Source organism: Aeromonas sp. L_1B5_3 (genome assembly GCF_963866575.1).
Taxonomy (GTDB): domain Bacteria; phylum Pseudomonadota; class Gammaproteobacteria; order Enterobacterales; family Aeromonadaceae; genus Aeromonas; species Aeromonas jandaei.
Map to the genome: position 1 here is coordinate 23,340 of NZ_CAWMDN010000101.1, position 15,637 is coordinate 38,976.

General features: G+C 58.0%; 14 protein-coding genes. 9 read left to right on the forward strand and 5 right to left on the reverse strand.

Annotated features, from left to right (window positions below; all coding sequences use genetic code 11):
* Nucleotides 1-60: 60 nt before the first annotated feature.
* Entirely contained in the window at nucleotides 61-1,272 is a 1,212-nt protein-coding gene (locus AACR93_RS07720) for an RsmB/NOP family class I SAM-dependent RNA methyltransferase (protein ID WP_043850373.1), read from the reverse strand.
* 171 nt (nucleotides 1,273-1,443) lie between these two features.
* On the opposite strand from AACR93_RS07720, the gene AACR93_RS07725 reads away from it, so the two are divergent.
* The 6 genes from AACR93_RS07725 (at nucleotide 1,444) to AACR93_RS07750 (ending at nucleotide 7,326) form a co-directional block, all read left to right on the forward strand.
* Nucleotides 1,444-3,420, forward strand: coding sequence for a reprolysin-like metallopeptidase (locus AACR93_RS07725; RefSeq protein ID WP_043850374.1), 1,977 nt, complete (start codon nucleotides 1,444-1,446; stop codon nucleotides 3,418-3,420).
* A complete protein-coding gene (locus AACR93_RS07730) occupies nucleotides 3,411-3,728 on the forward strand; it encodes a hypothetical protein (RefSeq protein WP_041209015.1) in 318 nt (105 codons plus the stop codon). The genes AACR93_RS07725 and AACR93_RS07730 overlap by 10 nt, the downstream gene beginning before the upstream one ends.
* A 144-nt stretch (nucleotides 3,729-3,872) precedes the next feature.
* Nucleotides 3,873-4,511 carry a pyridoxamine 5'-phosphate oxidase gene (gene pdxH, locus AACR93_RS07735; protein ID WP_043850375.1) on the forward strand — a complete coding sequence of 213 codons (639 nt, stop codon included), beginning with the start codon at nucleotides 3,873-3,875 and terminating at the stop codon, nucleotides 4,509-4,511.
* Between the two features lie 36 nt (nucleotides 4,512-4,547).
* Nucleotides 4,548-5,162, forward strand: a complete 615-nt coding sequence (locus AACR93_RS07740; protein ID WP_043850376.1) for a glutathione S-transferase family protein — start codon at nucleotides 4,548-4,550, stop codon at nucleotides 5,160-5,162.
* Nucleotides 5,162-6,769, forward strand: a complete 1,608-nt coding sequence (locus AACR93_RS07745; protein WP_043850377.1) for a GNAT family N-acetyltransferase — start codon at nucleotides 5,162-5,164, stop codon at nucleotides 6,767-6,769. The genes AACR93_RS07740 and AACR93_RS07745 overlap by 1 nt, the downstream gene beginning before the upstream one ends.
* A 32-nt stretch (nucleotides 6,770-6,801) precedes the next feature.
* Nucleotides 6,802-7,326, forward strand: a complete 525-nt coding sequence (locus tag AACR93_RS07750; RefSeq protein WP_043850378.1) for a GNAT family N-acetyltransferase — start codon at nucleotides 6,802-6,804, stop codon at nucleotides 7,324-7,326.
* A 51-nt stretch (nucleotides 7,327-7,377) separates the two neighbouring features.
* Here the strand turns inward: AACR93_RS07750 and AACR93_RS07755 are convergent, their stop codons facing one another.
* From AACR93_RS07755 to AACR93_RS07770, 4 genes are all read right to left on the reverse strand, one after another.
* Nucleotides 7,378-7,797: a hypothetical protein gene (locus AACR93_RS07755; RefSeq protein ID WP_043850379.1), complete on the reverse strand. Its 420-nt coding sequence runs from the start codon at nucleotides 7,795-7,797 to the stop codon at nucleotides 7,378-7,380.
* Nucleotides 7,798-8,000: 203 nt separating this feature from the next.
* Entirely contained in the window at nucleotides 8,001-8,945 is a 945-nt protein-coding gene (locus tag AACR93_RS07760; protein WP_043850380.1) for a PfkB family carbohydrate kinase, read from the reverse strand.
* Nucleotide 8,946: 1 nt separating this feature from the next.
* Nucleotides 8,947-10,329 carry a purine-cytosine permease family protein gene (locus AACR93_RS07765; RefSeq protein ID WP_043850381.1) on the reverse strand — a complete coding sequence of 461 codons (1,383 nt, stop codon included), beginning with the start codon at nucleotides 10,327-10,329 and terminating at the stop codon, nucleotides 8,947-8,949.
* A 2-nt stretch (nucleotides 10,330-10,331) separates the two neighbouring features.
* Nucleotides 10,332-11,354 carry an ADP-ribosylglycohydrolase family protein gene (locus AACR93_RS07770; protein ID WP_043850382.1) on the reverse strand — a complete coding sequence of 341 codons (1,023 nt, stop codon included), beginning with the start codon at nucleotides 11,352-11,354 and terminating at the stop codon, nucleotides 10,332-10,334.
* Nucleotides 11,355-11,506: 152 nt separating this feature from the next.
* Here AACR93_RS07770 and AACR93_RS07775 point away from each other — a divergent pair, with 152 nt between their 5' ends.
* From AACR93_RS07775 to AACR93_RS07785, 3 genes are all read left to right on the forward strand, one after another.
* Nucleotides 11,507-12,265, forward strand: a complete 759-nt coding sequence (locus tag AACR93_RS07775) for a GntR family transcriptional regulator (RefSeq protein WP_043850383.1) — start codon at nucleotides 11,507-11,509, stop codon at nucleotides 12,263-12,265.
* 414 nt (nucleotides 12,266-12,679) lie between these two features.
* Complete coding sequence (locus AACR93_RS07780) at nucleotides 12,680-14,011, forward strand: flavin monoamine oxidase family protein (protein WP_052497056.1); 1,332 nt, start codon at nucleotides 12,680-12,682, stop codon at nucleotides 14,009-14,011.
* 10 nt (nucleotides 14,012-14,021) lie between these two features.
* Entirely contained in the window at nucleotides 14,022-15,569 is a 1,548-nt protein-coding gene (locus AACR93_RS07785) for a flavin monoamine oxidase family protein (protein ID WP_052497057.1), read from the forward strand.
* Nucleotides 15,570-15,637 lie beyond the last annotated feature (68 nt).

Genomic DNA, 15,637 nt, shown 5'->3' on the forward strand with positions numbered 1-15,637 from the left:
GCTCTTTTTTCATCGCACCCGCCGTGCGCGATAAGGGCGCAAGGAGTGGGTCATTCTGGATCAGGCGATCCGCTCGATGCGCGCCAGATAGAAACCGTCGAAACCGGTAGCCGCGGGACTCACGGTGTGATCACCAAGCAGGCGGAAGTTTTCGTTGGCGGCGAGGAACTTGTCCACCTGCTGGCGGTTCTCCTCGGGCAGGATGGAGCAGGTAGCGTAAACCAGCATGCCGCCCACTTTCACCATCTGGCTGTAGCGCTGCAGGATCTCTTCCTGCAGCGCGACCAGCACCGGCAGACGCTCGGCGGTATCGCGCCACTTGGCATCCGGATTGCGCTTGAGCACGCCAAGACCGGAGCAGGGGACGTCCAGCAGCAGGCGATCCGCGCTCTCTTTGAGGCGCTTGACGGTCTTGCTGCTGGTGATGACCCGGGTCTCCACGTTGTGGGCGCCGGCGCGGCGGGCACGCTGCTTGAGGTTCTCCAGCTTCCACTCTTCCACATCCATCGCCAGCAGGCGGCCTTTGCCTTTCATCATGGCGGCCAGATGCAGGGTCTTGCCACCGGCACCGGCGCAGGCGTCGATCACCCGCATGCCGGGCGCGACGTCGAGTGCGGCAGCGATGTGCTGGGAGCCGGCATCCTGCTGCTCGAACCAGCCGTCGGCAAAGGCGTTGGTGCGAAACAGGGCTGCATCGGAAGTGACTTCCAGAGCGCTCTCAACCCCTGCTACCGGCACTGTGTTGACCTGCTCTTTGGCCAGAGCGGCTTGCAGCTCCTCGCGGGTGCACTTGAGGGTGTTGACCCGCAGGTAGCGCTTGGGCATGGCGGTCAGGGCTGCGCGCTCGGCCGGCCAGGCTTCGCCCAGCTGCTCGCTGCCGAGTTTTTCCAGCCAGGTCGGGCAGCCATCCATCAGCACCGGGTTCTTTTTGGCTTCGTTCAGGCGGCGACGGAACGCCTCTTCGTTGAAGCGATCCAGTGTCGGGTGGTTGGGCTGGGGGATCTTGTGGAAAGCGTGCCAGCTGTGCAGCAGTGGCCATACGTTCTTCTCGGCCTGACGAACCTGAATACCGGTCAGTGCGCAGTAGAGGCTCAGGCGACGCAGCAGGTCGCCGGTGACCAGGGCAATCCTTGCCTGTTCTTGCGGTTTGAGTTCGATGCCGGAGAAGTGACGGGCATAGGCACGATCCAGGGTGAGACCCTGTCCCAGCACGTCATCAACAATGGCAACGACCAGATCCCCGAAACGGGGCAACAGTGGGGATTTGAGCATGAGATTAACCTTGGCCAGATAAAGATGAATCACCCCGGTAGCGGGATGATTCTGAAACAGACAAACGGCGCAATGATAGGTGGAAGGGGGATGCGGTGCAAGGTGGATATTCGGCGAGTCATGTGGGGCTGGGCCATACTTGCAGCGATAACAATAGAGCATGGAGGCGCTATGAAGTGTGGTCTGACCCTGTTTATCTCCTGCCTGGCAATGCCGGTGCTGGCATCCCCGGAGTGGTTGTTTCAGGATGCAAAAACTGCTGCAAACGTCGCTTTTGATGTGAGGGCCGATGAGGTGAAGGTGGTGGTGCCAGAACCCCCTTTCGCTACGGGGGAGTTACCATCTTCTCTTAGTCTGCCGCTGACCGATGGTCGTATTGTCACATTTTCCCTGCATCCCAACGCCCTGCTGCCACCCACGTTGGCACTGCGTTACCCCGCCATCAAAACCTATTCGGGCAGCGCCGCAGACGATCTCCGGAGCAGCGGTCGTTTTGACCTGACACCACAGGGATTTCACGGCATGTTCACCTATCGGGGGAAAACCTTCTATATAGATCCGCTTTTTGATGGTACCTCGTACGCCGTTTATACCCAGCAGGAGAGCTGGCGTAGGCTGGATGATGATGAAGTGCTCTCGTCGCAGCTTGGGGCGCAGGCCGCCCGCTCGGTGCTGGTCAGTGGCAACCAGCGCAAGCGCTATACCATCGCTATCTCGGCGACCGGGGAATATACCCAGTTTCACGGTGGCACCAAAGCCGCAGCTCTGGCAGCCATTGCCACCCTGCTTAACCGAGTCAACGAGGTCTATCGCCGCGATGTAGGGGCCGAGTTTCAGTTGGCTGCGGATGCGGACAAGGTGATCTTTACCGATCCGGCCACCGATCCCTTCACCAACTCCACTCAGGATCTGACCATCAACCAGACCCAGCAAGCCTTACTGTTAAGTCCTGGTTTCGATGTGGGTCACGTATTGACCACTTCGGGAGGCGGGCTGGCTACACTCGGGGCGCTCTGCAACCCCTTCAGCCGCTCTCAGGGGATGACGGGAAGCCCGCAGCCGACAGGTGATGCCTTCTATATCGACTACGTGGCTCATGAACTGGGCCATCAGATGGGGGCGGAGCACTCTTTCAACGGCACGTCGGGCAGCTGTGGTAGCGGGCGTGAGGCAAGCTCGGCCTGGGAGCCTGGCAGCGGTTCCTCCATCATGGCGTATGCCGGGATCTGTGGAGATGAAGATCTGCAGAGCAACAGCTCTCCTTTCTTTCACAGCAAGTCGATAGAGCAGATCCGCACCAAGATGGCCTCGCAGCCATCTTGTGGAACCAATCTGGTGCTCTCCAACAATGCCCCGGTCGTGGATGCTGGCGTGGATCGGGTGATCCCCGCCAACACCGCGTTCACCCTGAGCGGCAGTGCTGTGGATCTTGATGGCAATCCGCTGAGCTACAGCTGGGAGGAGCTGGATCTTGGCACTGCCTCTACCAGTGCGGCCACCATGATGGATGACGGTTCACGGCCGCTGTTTCGTATGTTGTCGCCAACCCAAGCCCCCAGCCGCAGCTTGCCTGCGATGAGTTCACTCATTGCGGGTGTGCTTGCCAAGGGAGAGGCCTGGCCAACCACCAGTCGTGACCTTCACTTTCGCCTTGCGGTACGTGATGGCCAAGGGGCTGTCAGCAGCGACGAGATGATAGTACAAGTGGTCAACACTGGGGCCATTTTCGCCATCACTGCTCCCCTTGCTGGCAAGATGGTTGCTGGTGCAACCCAGACGTTGAGCTGGAATGTGGCGGGAACGAATCAGGCGCCTATCAACTGTCAGAAAGTGGATGTGGCCCTGACCCAGGATAGCGGCAGCAACTGGACTACGCTGGTGGCCGGTGTACCCAATAGTGGCTCGGCCAGCATTACTTTGCCAACACCTTTGGCGAGCGGGGCCTTGCTGCGGCTCTCTTGCAGCGACAATATCTTTTTTGCTCTCAATACGGCGGCGCGGGCGAGCTCAGCTTCCGGTAGTTCGACAGGAAGTACTACCACTGTAAGCTCTGGTAGTTCTGGCGGCGGGGGAGGTGGCGGCAGTGTTGATCCGCTTTGGCTGGTGCTGATGGCAGGAGGTCTTTTATGGCGCAGATGTTGCGCGTAGCGGCTGGTTTGCTGCTGATCTACATATCGGGTTGTCATGCCATACCTGATGGGGCCGAACAGGCGGTCGAGCAGAGCCTCAAAGTGCAGGATTATCGGCTTATCGTAAGGGCGGGGCGGGGTGGCAGTGCGCCCGGCATCGCCGAGAGTGCGCAGGAACAGGCAAAAAGCCGTTGCGGAGTGCGTTATCTGACAGGATTTGCGGATGTGATCACTCCGGGCAAGGAGGGGGAATATGCCAGGCTAGAAGCCTATGCCACTGACTATAACCGGCGCATGTTACCGCACTGTCAAAAGTCACAAAAGTAGGGTTAGCCCATCATAGAGTGAGCGGGGGAGGCGGAAGTCTCCCCCGTTCGTTATGGCTTGTCACCGGCAGAAGGGCAGCGCACAATGCCTGCAATCATTCTCTTGATGGTCGTGGAACCATTATTTATTTGAAGGAAAATCAAGATGATGGATGTTGCTGATCTGCGCCGGGAGTATACCCGTGGTGGGCTGCATCGGGCCGATCTGCCCGCCGAGCCCCTCGAGCTGTTCGAGAAGTGGTTGGCACAGGCCTGCGAAGCCAAGCTGACCGACCCCACCGCCATGGTGGTTGCCACCGTGGATGCCGATGGCCAGCCGTGGCAGCGTACCGTGCTGCTCAAGCACTACGACGCCCAGGGGATGGTTTTTTACACCAACATGGGCAGTCGCAAGGCGCATCAGCTGGAGGGGAATCCCCGCATCAGCCTGCTCTTCCCCTGGCACACCCTCGACCGTCAGGTGCATGTGACCGGTCGGGTGGAGAAGATGAGCACCTTCGAGGTGATGAAGTACTTCCACAGTCGTCCCAAGGATAGCCAGATCGCCGCCTGGGTCTCCAAACAGTCGACCCGCATCTCAGCGCGCGGCGTACTGGAGGCCAAGTTTCTCGAGCTCAAACAGAAGTTTGCCAACGGCGAAGTGCCGTTGCCGAGCTTCTGGGGCGGCTTTCGGGTGGTGATCGAGACGGTCGAATTCTGGCAGGGGGGTGAACACCGTCTGCACGACCGTTTCTACTACACCCGTGAAGGGGATGGCTGGCATATCGAGCGTCTGGCTCCCTGACCGGTTTCTCAAATCTGCTTTTCACAAGGAGTGTGCATGCGTCTGCATGGTGATCTGCGCTCCGGCAACTGCTACAAGGCGTGGTTGCTGGCGCGCTGGCTGGAACTGCCTCTCGAGTGGGTGGCGGTCGATATCGCGGCGGGGGAGACTCAAACCCCCGATTTTCTGGCGATGAACCCCAACGGCAAGATCCCGGTACTGGAGCTTGCTCCCGGCGATCTGCTGGCCGAATCCAATGCCATTCTCTTCTATCTGGCGCAGGGCTCGTCTTTGTGGCCGACCGATCCGCGCCAACAGGCCGACGTGCTCAAATGGATGTTCTTCGAGCAGTACAGCCATGAGCCCTATATTGCGGTGGCCCGTTTTATCGTCCGTTATCTGGGGCGGCCCGAGTCGCAGGAGGCGCGGCTCGACGGGCTGAAGGCCGGTGGCGAGAAGGCGCTGGCGGTGATGGAGCAACAACTGAAACAGAGCCCCTATCTGTGCGGCGAGGTGCCGACTATCGCCGATATCGCTCTCTACGCCTACACCCATGTGGCGGAGGAGGGGATCTTCTCCCTGCAGGGGTGGCCCGCCATTCGTGACTGGATTGCCCGCATCGAGGCGCATCCACATCACATGAGCTTGCCAGCGGCCTGTCAGGCGGGCTGATGGAGCTATTGATCGAGGGGAGCCTGTGGCAGCCCCACTGGAACGAGGTGGTGGGCCACTGGCAGCAGCAGGGCCATCGCTGGCAGCTGCTCTTGGGCAATGAGGCTGCTGCCACCCTTGATCACCACTGTGCCCCTTGGGCAGGTCTGACCCCTGATGGCGTGATCTGTCCCGGCGCCCTGCTGGCCGCCTGGCTTGATGGGGATTTGTTGCCGCAACACCACGCCGATCCTACCCAGCAGATCCTTCTCAGTGGTTCAGCTTCCTTGCTGACGCTGGCCCGGGAGCAGGGACTGCTCACGCTGGGGACGGTTGGCGCCGATCTGACGCTGGATGCACACGCGGATCTGGGCGCTCTGCTCAATCGTCTGCTTGCGCGTCGCCTGCGGATACCCTCTTTACGGGAACAAGATTGCGATGCTCCACTGCAACTGCGGGCACTGCGCGCCGAGGATGAACAAGAGATCGTGCGCTATTGCAGCGATGAGGCGATCGCCCGCTACACCCTCAATATTCCCCACCCCTATCCACCGGAGGGGGCCCGCGACTGGCTGGCCCTATGCTGGCGCAGAGCGGCGCTTGGCCTTGGCTGGAGCTGGGCCATCACCTTGCCGCAAGGGGGGGAGGCAGAATCGCCCCTTGTCGGCGTCATCTCGCTGCACTGGAATGGCGAGTTGGCCTGGTGGGTCGGTGTCCCCTGGCAGGGGCACGGCATTGCGACCCGGGCGGCCAGACTGGTCAAGGCATTTGCCTTTGACCAGCTGCATCTGCCCGCCATCACGGCTCGCCATATGCCGCAGAATCTGGCCTCCGGCCGGGTGATGGCCAAGCTTGGCATGGTTGAGCAGGGGCTGCGTCTGATTGATGGCCATCAGCCGTGCGAGGTACGCTACTGGCGGCTGGATCGCCGTCCAGCCCTGGCCGGAGCGTTGCAGCAGGCGCTGGCCAGATGGCAGCCGGATGAGCGGATCGCGGTAGTGATCCTCTGCGATCCTGCTGTGTGCGAAGCGACGCTGCCAGTCATCTCCCTCTTTCTGGCCGACATGGATGCTGACGAGGCTCGGCTATTTGCTGATCCGCAGCTGGAGGCCGAGGGATATCAGCTGCACTGCTATCCCCTCTCCCGGTTGGAGGCAGCAGAGCCCGAGCTATTCCACCATGCAGGTGGCCTGTTGCTAAAGGATGAGGGGGATATGGGGCTGGAGTGGTTGCTGCAATTCGCGGCACTGCTGCGTCAGGGGCCCACGTTGCTGACGCTGACAGAGCGGCGCGAGCGGCTGGGTTGGATCAGTCGGCTACTTGCCGATGGGGATGGATTGACGGCTGAGAGCGCGCTCCCCCTGCGCCATCGCCTGATGAGGCTGCTGGTGGAGTTGCCGGAGCTGATGGATGAGCTGGATGGTCGCTGGCATCCGGGGCCGGAGCAGACGTTTGCGCGGCTGGCGCGGGAGTCCCCCTCCTTGCTGAAGGCCTATCAGAGGGTGCTGGCCCAGCCCGCACCGGACAACTGGCGAGCCTTGCGAGAGCAGTTTGCCGATCGTTTTCCTGAGTGCACCCTCCCATTTCTGGACAAAGGTGCTCAGGAGCGGAGGCAGTTTGTGGAATAATGGCCGCTCTGCTGTACGAGGAGTAATACCTGATGTTGAGAACCGAGCGCCCCGGTGACATGCTGCCGGTCTATGAGCTGGTCACTGCCGCTTTTGGCCGCACCGATGAGGCCGAGCTGGTTAACCGTCTGCGCGAGTGTGGTGCCGCCGTGGTGACCATGGTCGAAGAGGAAGAGTACGAGTTCATGGGCCACCTGATGCTAAGCCCGATCACCATTAACGGTGTCGAGGGGCCCTGGCTTGGGCTGGCACCGGTTGCGGTGCATCCCGATTGGCAGGGGCAGGGGATTGGCTCTGATCTCATCCGCGAAGGGCTGGATACGGCGCTCGAGATGGACTGGAAAGGGGTGGTGGTGCTCGGCGATCCGGCCTACTACAGCCGCTTCGGTTTCCGTTCCGCCAGCGAATTTGGCCTGCGCTGCATCTACGAGGTGCCGGCAGAGTGCTTTATGGCGATGGAGCTGCAGCCGGGTGGTCTTGCCAATGTGGCGGGCGAGGTGCTCTACCATCCTCTCTTTGACGAGCTGCCCGACGAAGTGGCGGAAGGATCTCACTGATAGCAAAAAGCCCTCATGAAGAGGGCTTTTTCATTAGCGGATGTTGGTCTGTCAGGCAGTGATATCGAGCAGGGAGCCCTTGGGCTTCTCTTCACCGATCATACTGCCCATCTGCTGGCCGAGCGGGCTCTGCTGGAATTGCAGGTAGTCACTCAGGTTCTGCTGGCGCTGGTAGCGGTTGGCCGCCTGATAGACGTCACTGGCGCTCGGGCCGCTATTTTCGTTGCTCTCTGTATCGCTGGCTTCCATATAGCGTTCGACCACTGCCTTGTTCTGCTGCGCAGCCGAGTAGGAGACCGCCATGGTGCGGCGGGCGGTTGCCTGATCCTCACGCTGCGTTTCAACCTCGTCTTTCTTGTCCAGCACCTTGTTTTGAGCCTGATTGATCTGCTCCGGTGTGACCTCGGGATAAGAGGGATATTTGCCGTAATCGGGGCGCATGATGGGCATGGAGGCTGAGTTGATTTGCATGATCGCTTCTCTGACTGATCGGGAACCTGCACATAATACTAGCTCTCCATTGGCCAATAAAACACCAAGTGAAGTGCCGTCAAGATCCGGTTCAGCTTCGCAAATCGTCTGTGACAGAGGGGTGAGGTGAACAGTGTGGGGGAAGTGGTTGCTGCCATTGAAAAAAATGCCCGCTCCGGTGGTGCCGGAGCGGGCCAAAGCGATCACGCAGCGGTGATCACAGGCAAGTCGTAATTGACCAGTTCAGCGCGGGTTGGTGCTCCATCGGCGCCGGGACGGCTGACCACGATGGCGGCCACCAGATTGCCGAGGCGAACCGCCTCTGCCAACGGCAGGCCGCTGGCGAGCCCCATCAGGGTGCCGCCGCCGTGGGCATCGCCCGCCCCGACGGTATCGCAGAGGGTCACCGCAACGGGATGTACCCGCTGACATTGACCATCCGGGGTGCCGACCAGTGCACCCTCTTTATCTTCCCGCACGATAAGAGCAGCCCTGTGTTGCTGGCAGAAGCTGGCCACTATTGCTGCGCTGGCGGGGGCCCCCAGCAGCACGGCCGCCTCCTCACGATTGAGAGAGAAGAGGGCGCGACGGGCCAGCAGAGCGGCAATCTCGTCAGCGCTCAGATCACCGATGCGGGGGCCCGGATCGATGAATGGTGTGATGCGCTCGGGCAGCTGGAGCAACCACTCCAGCAGCGGCGCCCCCTGGGTGCCGGTCAGCTCGTAGCCGGAGGCATAGACCCAACCTGTGCCTGCGGGTAGCAGACGACTCAGTGCCGCGGTATCCCAGTACTGCTCGCACCCTTCCACCGTGATGAAGGTGCGCTCGCCATCGGGCTCGACCAGTGCCAGACACCAGCCATTGTCGTGAGCCGGATCGCGCAACTGGACTGGCAGCGACTCCGCTGCCATCGCTGCTTCCACCGCCGTTCCCCAGCTGCCCTGACCGACGGTAATGCCGTTGATCACCGGGGCGCCGAGCCGGGCGAGGGCGCGAGCTACGTTGAAGGCACAGCCACCGATCTGGCGGCCGCTCTCGCGGGCGACTTCATCGCCGCCCGAGACGGGGAGGCGGTTCATCTCCAGCATCACGTCGCCAAAGGCGGCGCCAATCACCATGACCGGCATGGTCGGAACGGGCGGAGTCATCTCAGAGACTCCTCATGCGGGGCAGCAGCAGGGCATAGAGCACCAGACTGACGGCAAACGAGACAAACAGGCCGAGGCTGGAGTCGGCAAAGACGCCGATGGCCAGCGGGCCGTCGATAAAGCCGGTCTTGGTGACCATCAGGCCGCTGATGGAGCCGGCGAGCCAGCAGAGCAGCGGCCCCTTGCGCACCCCGGTATCACCGTAGAGGGCCAGATAGTCGTAACCCTGATGACGGCGCAGCGCCAGATAATCGAGGATGAAGATGGCAGCCCAGGAGGCCAGGAAGAGGCCGCAGAAGATCAGGAAGGCGATAAAGGGGCCAAGGAAGTCGCCGGAGACAAACAGCACGTAGAGCGCGACGCCGACGACCAGCACGGCATCCAGCATGACGGCGTGGGACTGGCGCAGCTTGACCCCCATGCTCAGCAGGTTGAGGCTGGCGGAGTAGAGGCTCAGCACGGCGATGGTGACGATGCCGGCGACCGCGGCGGCCAGATAGGGGATCGCCATCCAGGCCGGCAGCAGCTTGCCGATTGCCGCGATGGGGTTCTCGGTAGAGGCGAGATCGGGGATCTGGGCAGTGAGCAGAATGCCGGCGAACATCAGCAGGATGAGGGGCAGGGAGGCGCCCACCACCACGGATGAGAAGATGGTGCCGGGGCGTGATTTTTCGCTCTGGTCGCGGCTGTAGTCGGCGCCGGCGATGGCCCAGCTGATGCCGGTACCGGCGGCAATCACCGACACGGCGGGCAGAAAGCCGGTCAGCCAGTCACCGGAGGGGAGCGCCATGATCACCTGCCAGTTGGCGTTGGCCATCAGATAGAGCACCACGATCAGGGTCATCACCCCGAAGGTGCGGGTGATCCACTTCTGCATCATCAGCACGGTATTTTGCCCCAGCAGCGAGACCACCACGGTCAGGCCGCCAAAGAGCAGCAGGGAGAGGGCAGTGATCCAGTGGGACTCCGCCAGCCCCATGGCGGAAAACAGCGCCGCCAGCGTCAGGGTACCGGTGACCAGATTGACTGCTTCCCAGCCCATCAGGTTGATCCAGCAGAAGGCGGTGGGGGCGATATTGCCCCGCTTGCCAAAGCAGATGCGGGAGAGGGTGAGGGTGGTGGTGCGGCCGCGCTTGCCCGCCATGCTGGTGATCCCCACCAGCGCGAAGGAGGCGACCCCGGCAACCGCCGCCAGCAGCGATTGCCAGAAGGAGAGGCCAAAGGAGACCACCACGGCGCCGTAGACGACCCCCAGAATGCCGATATTGGCGGCACACCAGACGAAGAAGAGCTCCGCCGGTTGCTTGGTTCGCTCGTGGGGAGGGATGAGATCGATGCCGCTGGAAGTCTGTTCCGGCTGCATCTCGGTTGCTTGCTGGCTCATAGTCATACGTCCTGTTGCCGATAGTGAGCAAGGGCTTCGGCATAGGGGCCGAAGTCAATCCGGTTTGCTTGATCAATCAGTTGGCGCGCTGCCAGCGGCAGGGCCGAGATGCCGCTGAGGGCACCGCAGATGGCGGTGGCCATGGCACCTATGGTGTCGGTATCGCCGCCAAGGTTGGCGCACAGCTGGGCGCAGAGCATGGGATCCCCTTCGGAGAGCTCCACTATGCCCAGCGCGGCGGGGATAGATTCAATCACATCCATGCCGGAACCGATCAGGTCATAGATATCGTCCAGACCCGATTCGATGGTCGGTGCCTTGTCGACAGCGGTGAAGGCGAGTTCGATGCGGCGGCCAAGGGAGGCGCTGAAGGTGGAGGCGAAACGGCTCTGCACCTCTTGCGCGAGGGGGGGCAGTTCGGTACGAATGGTTGCCCACTTGGCCCCTTCGATGGCGCGGCTGATGGCCCAGGCAATAACTACTGAACCAGCGATGGCGATATCCGACTTGTGGGTCGGAACGCAGGCAAGGCGCACGGCCTCGATAAAGGCCTCCTTGTTGCTGGTCGGCATCAGGCAGCCGATGGGGGCGATACGCATCGGGGCGCCGTTGGTCACCCCGTTGGCCTGGATCTCCTCAAGGGGGATCCCCTGCTGCAGGGCGATAAGGGCTCCCTTGGAGGTAGGGCCCAGAATATTTTTGCTAAAGGCGTCGATCCCCTCGGCCCACTTCATGATGTGGCGGGCGATAGTCAGTGGTTTGATCTCCCCCTGCTCCTCGATGATGGCATCCATAAGGGCGACCATCTGGCTGGTATCATCGGTAAACTGGCCGCGCACGAATTCGTTGGCGGCGATGTTCTCCTCGGGGCCGTCGAGGAAGTCATGGATCCAGCCGAAGAAGGCACGCACTTTCTCGCGGGACCAGAGCTCCGATGGCATGCCAAAGGCATCGCCCACCGCTTGTCCATAGAGACAACCCAGAATACGCTGCTGTTGAAGTGAGGTAGAGCTTGATGGGGTCATGACGATATCGATCACCTTTTTGTGTAGTCCAGTTGCAGTCCAGTGGGTATTATATACATCCAGTGCCAGTCCAGTGTGAACCATAACGCATTTTAAAGTAAAGTGGACTGGACCCATTTGTTTATGTTTTTGCATCTTTAGACGAGAGCGCCATGCAGAGAGAGAGTGCTGAACACCTGTTTGACGAGTTGAAACAACGGCTGGCCTGTGCAGGGGATGAGCCGCTCTATCTCATTCTGGCGCAGGGGCTGCAGCAGGCTATCGAGCGCAAACTGCTGCCCCACGGCTGCGTGCTCCCCTCCGAGCGTCAGCTCTCCGACAGCCTCGCCCTCTCCCGGGCCACCGTGGTCAAGGGGATCTCCCTGCTGGCGGAACAGGGGCTGGTGATCAAGCAGCAGGGCAAGGGCACCGTCGTGCACGCTCCGTTTACCTACAACCTGACCGGTGGCAGCTTTACCGCCCAGCTGAGCCAGCTCGGGGCGCTGAGCGATCGCTGGCTGGCGCGCGAGCTGGTGGCCGCCAGCGCCGAGCAGGCCGCCCTGATGGGGGTGGCTGAGGGCACCGAGATCGCCAAGATCCGCCGGGTGCGCTGCGTCAACGATGACCCCACCTCCATCGAGACCACCTATATCCCTCGCCAGTTCCTGCCCCGTCCCGATCTGCTGGAGGGCTCGCTCTACGCCCACTGGCGGGAGGAGGGGATTGAGCCTGTCGCCCAGCAGTACCAGATCCGCCAGCAGGTGCCGAGCCAGACCGAGAGCGCCATGCTGGGATTGCCAGTCGGCATGCCGGTGCTGGCCGTGATGCAGCGCAGCTACACGGCGCAGGGGGAGCTGCTGGAGGTGAGCCAGAGCCTCTGTCGCGGCGATAGCTACAGTTTTACCTTCAACAGCGGCGCCATTCCTGGCTGAACCGTTGGGCCCATAGCAATAAAAAAGGCGCCATAAGGCGCCTTTTGTCGTACAGGTTTTCACATAGGGCAGTAGTGATGGTGAAACGAGCCATCTGTCATGTTCAATCATGCATTACTATTGATTTTAAATAGTATTTTTTCTCTGCCCCTGTCTGTATCCCCATCACATTCACTGCATGGATGCGGCTGCTTGCTGGATGGCTCATCCCCATTCTTCTCACTGCATGATTCAAGAAACAGCGTTTGATAGCGATGTTGCTATTGACTTGTAGCAAGCCCTTACAGTAGTTTTGAGCGGTCGCTCAAACTGAGTGAATGTTGTCTGAAATGCTTTACAGGTTGCAGTGACAATATTGCCTCTAACCAATCGGTTTACTGGCAACTTGGTCATAGTAGAGGAGATGCTAATACCATGGGCGAGTTGATTTCTGCGGTTACCGATAGATGGCAAGTCATAGTGATTGGCGCCGGTGTGGCAGGTCTTGTCGCGGCTAAAAAATTGCGTGATGCCGGATACCACGTATTGGTACTTGAAGCCCGGGATCGTATTGGGGGGCGTTTGCATACCTCTTCGCAGTGGGCGGGGCCTGCTATCGATCTTGGGGCAACATGGATTCACGGTGCCGGGCCGCAAAATCCTGTTTCAAGATTGGCTGATGAGCTGGGTATCAAGCACTTTTCCACCGATTCGGAGAGCGCAGATATTTTTTATGGTGGTTCTCATAAACTGAGTTCATCCCAGTATGCACGCCTTACTTTGATTGAAGATGAAATATCTGCTGCAATAATGATTTTGCAGGATGCGGAACGTGATGTCTCATTGCGGGATGGCATTTACTCTCGCCTTTCCTACTCCTCACGCTCTGAAGAAGAACAACGAATTATCGATTTTGTTTTAAGTAGCACCATAGAGCATGAGTATGGTGGGTCCATAGAACAGCTCTCTTCATATTGGTTTGATAGTGATGAAGATTTTTCTGGTGATGAATGGGTTTTGTATAACGGCTATCAGTCCGTCGTCGAGTACCTTGCTCAGGATTTAGATATCCGGCTTGAACAGGAAATTATAAAAATTGAATATGAGAGTAATGCAGAGGTTATCGTTAAAACAAAAAGCCGGACATATCAAGCTGCGCAAGTAATACTGACTTTACCACTGGGCGTTTTGAAATCAGGTCGTGTGGAATTTCAACCACCATTGCCAAGCAGGAAAGCACAAGCAATTAGAAAACTTGGTGTCGGTACGCTGAATAAATGTTGTCTCCATTTCCCCTATGCATTTTGGGATACTCGCTACGACTGGATTAACAATATCCCCGATACTGGCAATAAAGGACAATGGGTTGAATGGGTCAGCTTGGCCAGACATACCAATCAGCCAGTTTTGATTGGCTTTAATGCTGCCGAGTTTGCGCTTCATGTTGAGCAGCTGGACGATCAGGATACAGTGTCCAGTGCGATGGCAGCATTGAGAGCCATGTATGGTGCAGATATTCCAGACCCGGTGAGCTACTTGATTACACGCTGGAGTGCGGATCCTTATGCTATCGGAGCTTATTCATACAACGGATTGGGCGCAACGCCCAAGGCTCGGGACGATTTGGCGAAGAGTGTTGCACATCGTCTCTTTTTTGCTGGTGAGGCGACCGAGAGACACTTCTTTCAGACGGTACATGGTGCCTATTTATCTGGTGTAAGGGCAGCTGATGAGGTTATCTCCTCCGGTCTAAATCGCATCCCTTAATGAACGTAAAATGGGTGATGGAAAAGATAGAGGTGACACTATGCAGAATAATATAAGAAATAGTTTAAATAAGAAGGTTGCCTTCATAGGTATATGTTGTTTGCTGCCGGTAACTATTCTTTGTGCTCGTGAGTCTGGCGTGCAGCCAGCTCAAGTTGAGTTTCATGATATAGTGATCGTCGGGGGCGGTATATCAGGTCTTACCGCAGGATATTTTCTGAAAGATAAAGATCTTGTCTTGTTGGAAAAAAATGACACTGTTGGTGGGCGTACCTCTTCAGGACACCATAAACAGTTTACCTATGCCAAAGGTACAGAATATCTGGGGGAGCCCGATGATGTGCTGGCAGGTATGGTGAGCAAGCTCGGTCTTGAAATGAAAGAAATTCCCTCACCAATGGATGCTATTTATGATGGGGAATCTATCAGTTATGGTAGTGATGGTATTGCCAGACATTTGATAAAGCATAGTGATCTGGAAACATATAATAATTTTATCAAACTAATTTCATCAGAATATAAGCATTACGATGAAATACCTGATACGGAATATAATGATCGTACGAAAAAAATGGATTATATGGATGCCAAAAGCTGGTTAACAGCGAATGGAATTCCTGAGGTTTATATAGATAAATACAATGTGACCAGCCGTGGGCTTTTTGGGGCTGGTCTGCAGGAGATATCTGCACTGAGTCTGATCCCCGAGGTCGCATTTGATTATGACGATGACGAACATGGTTATGTGCTGGATGATGAACCTGGCAGTGCTGCGGAGCAGTATGCAGAGGCGAAAAAAGAGAGTTCCAACTCTTACACCTTTACCAAGGGTATCTCCGAGCTGACTGATAAGTTGGGGCAGGCGTTGAATGGCAAGCTCAGAGCCGGGAGTACAGTCACCGGTATTACCAGACAAGGTGAAAATTATGCAGTGGTATACACCCAAAAAGGGGGCAAGCAAGCCACTATCCTGGCCAGGAGAGTTGTCATTGCGACCCCGGCTCCGGTGACTCTGAAGATCGCTGATGCTGTTTTGTCGTCAGAGCGTAAAGAGATCATGAAGGGGATTACTTACGCTCCTTATGTTACGGTCGCACTATTCTCTGATACGCCGATATTTGACAAGGCGTTTGATTTGGCCGTGCCAGACAGTTACTTCTTCACTGATGTTTATGATGCTACTTGGGTTGAGCGGTTTTACGACCAGCAGAAAAAAGAACGAGCCAATATCATTTCTGTCTACATCGCTCCCAAGACCAGCCATGACCAGTCAATTTTGACCATGAGCGATGATGAGTTGCTGAAGAATGTCTATCGTGATTTGGATAAAATATTTTCCGCAGCAAGCAAAAAAATTACAGGTTACGATATTGAGCGATTCCCATATGGCTATCCAGTGATGTCATTGGGGGCATATGACAGATTGCTCAAACTGAATAACAGTGATGATGACTCGATAGTGTTGGCGGGCGACTATATGATCTACCCGACTTTTGAGGCAGCAGTGCAATCTGGTTACTATGCGGCAGAAAAAATCCTTGAGGCAGATCACGACTGACACAATAATTTAACTGCAGACGGAGATATAAATCTGGAGATGGAGTAATACCTTGCATGGTATTGCTC

Coding starts and splice junctions, on each gene's coding strand:
- AACR93_RS07775 (WP_043850383.1), top strand. CDS start 11,507: ATGCAGAGAGAGAGTGCTGAACACCTGTTTGACGAGTTGAAACAACGG.
- AACR93_RS07760 (WP_043850380.1), bottom strand. CDS start 8,945: ATGACTCCGCCCGTTCCGACCATGCCGGTCATGGTGATTGGCGCCGCC.
- AACR93_RS07785 (WP_052497057.1), top strand. CDS start 14,022: ATGGGTGATGGAAAAGATAGAGGTGACACTATGCAGAATAATATAAGA.
- AACR93_RS07740 (WP_043850376.1), top strand. CDS start 4,548: ATGCGTCTGCATGGTGATCTGCGCTCCGGCAACTGCTACAAGGCGTGG.
- AACR93_RS07745 (WP_043850377.1), top strand. CDS start 5,162: ATGGAGCTATTGATCGAGGGGAGCCTGTGGCAGCCCCACTGGAACGAG.
- AACR93_RS07720 (WP_043850373.1), bottom strand. CDS start 1,272: ATGCTCAAATCCCCACTGTTGCCCCGTTTCGGGGATCTGGTCGTTGCC.
- AACR93_RS07725 (WP_043850374.1), top strand. CDS start 1,444: ATGAAGTGTGGTCTGACCCTGTTTATCTCCTGCCTGGCAATGCCGGTG.
- AACR93_RS07770 (WP_043850382.1), bottom strand. CDS start 11,354: ATGACCCCATCAAGCTCTACCTCACTTCAACAGCAGCGTATTCTGGGT.
- pdxH (WP_043850375.1), top strand. CDS start 3,873: ATGATGGATGTTGCTGATCTGCGCCGGGAGTATACCCGTGGTGGGCTG.
- AACR93_RS07750 (WP_043850378.1), top strand. CDS start 6,802: ATGTTGAGAACCGAGCGCCCCGGTGACATGCTGCCGGTCTATGAGCTG.
- AACR93_RS07755 (WP_043850379.1), bottom strand. CDS start 7,797: ATGCAAATCAACTCAGCCTCCATGCCCATCATGCGCCCCGATTACGGC.
- AACR93_RS07765 (WP_043850381.1), bottom strand. CDS start 10,329: ATGAGCCAGCAAGCAACCGAGATGCAGCCGGAACAGACTTCCAGCGGC.
- AACR93_RS07780 (WP_052497056.1), top strand. CDS start 12,680: ATGGGCGAGTTGATTTCTGCGGTTACCGATAGATGGCAAGTCATAGTG.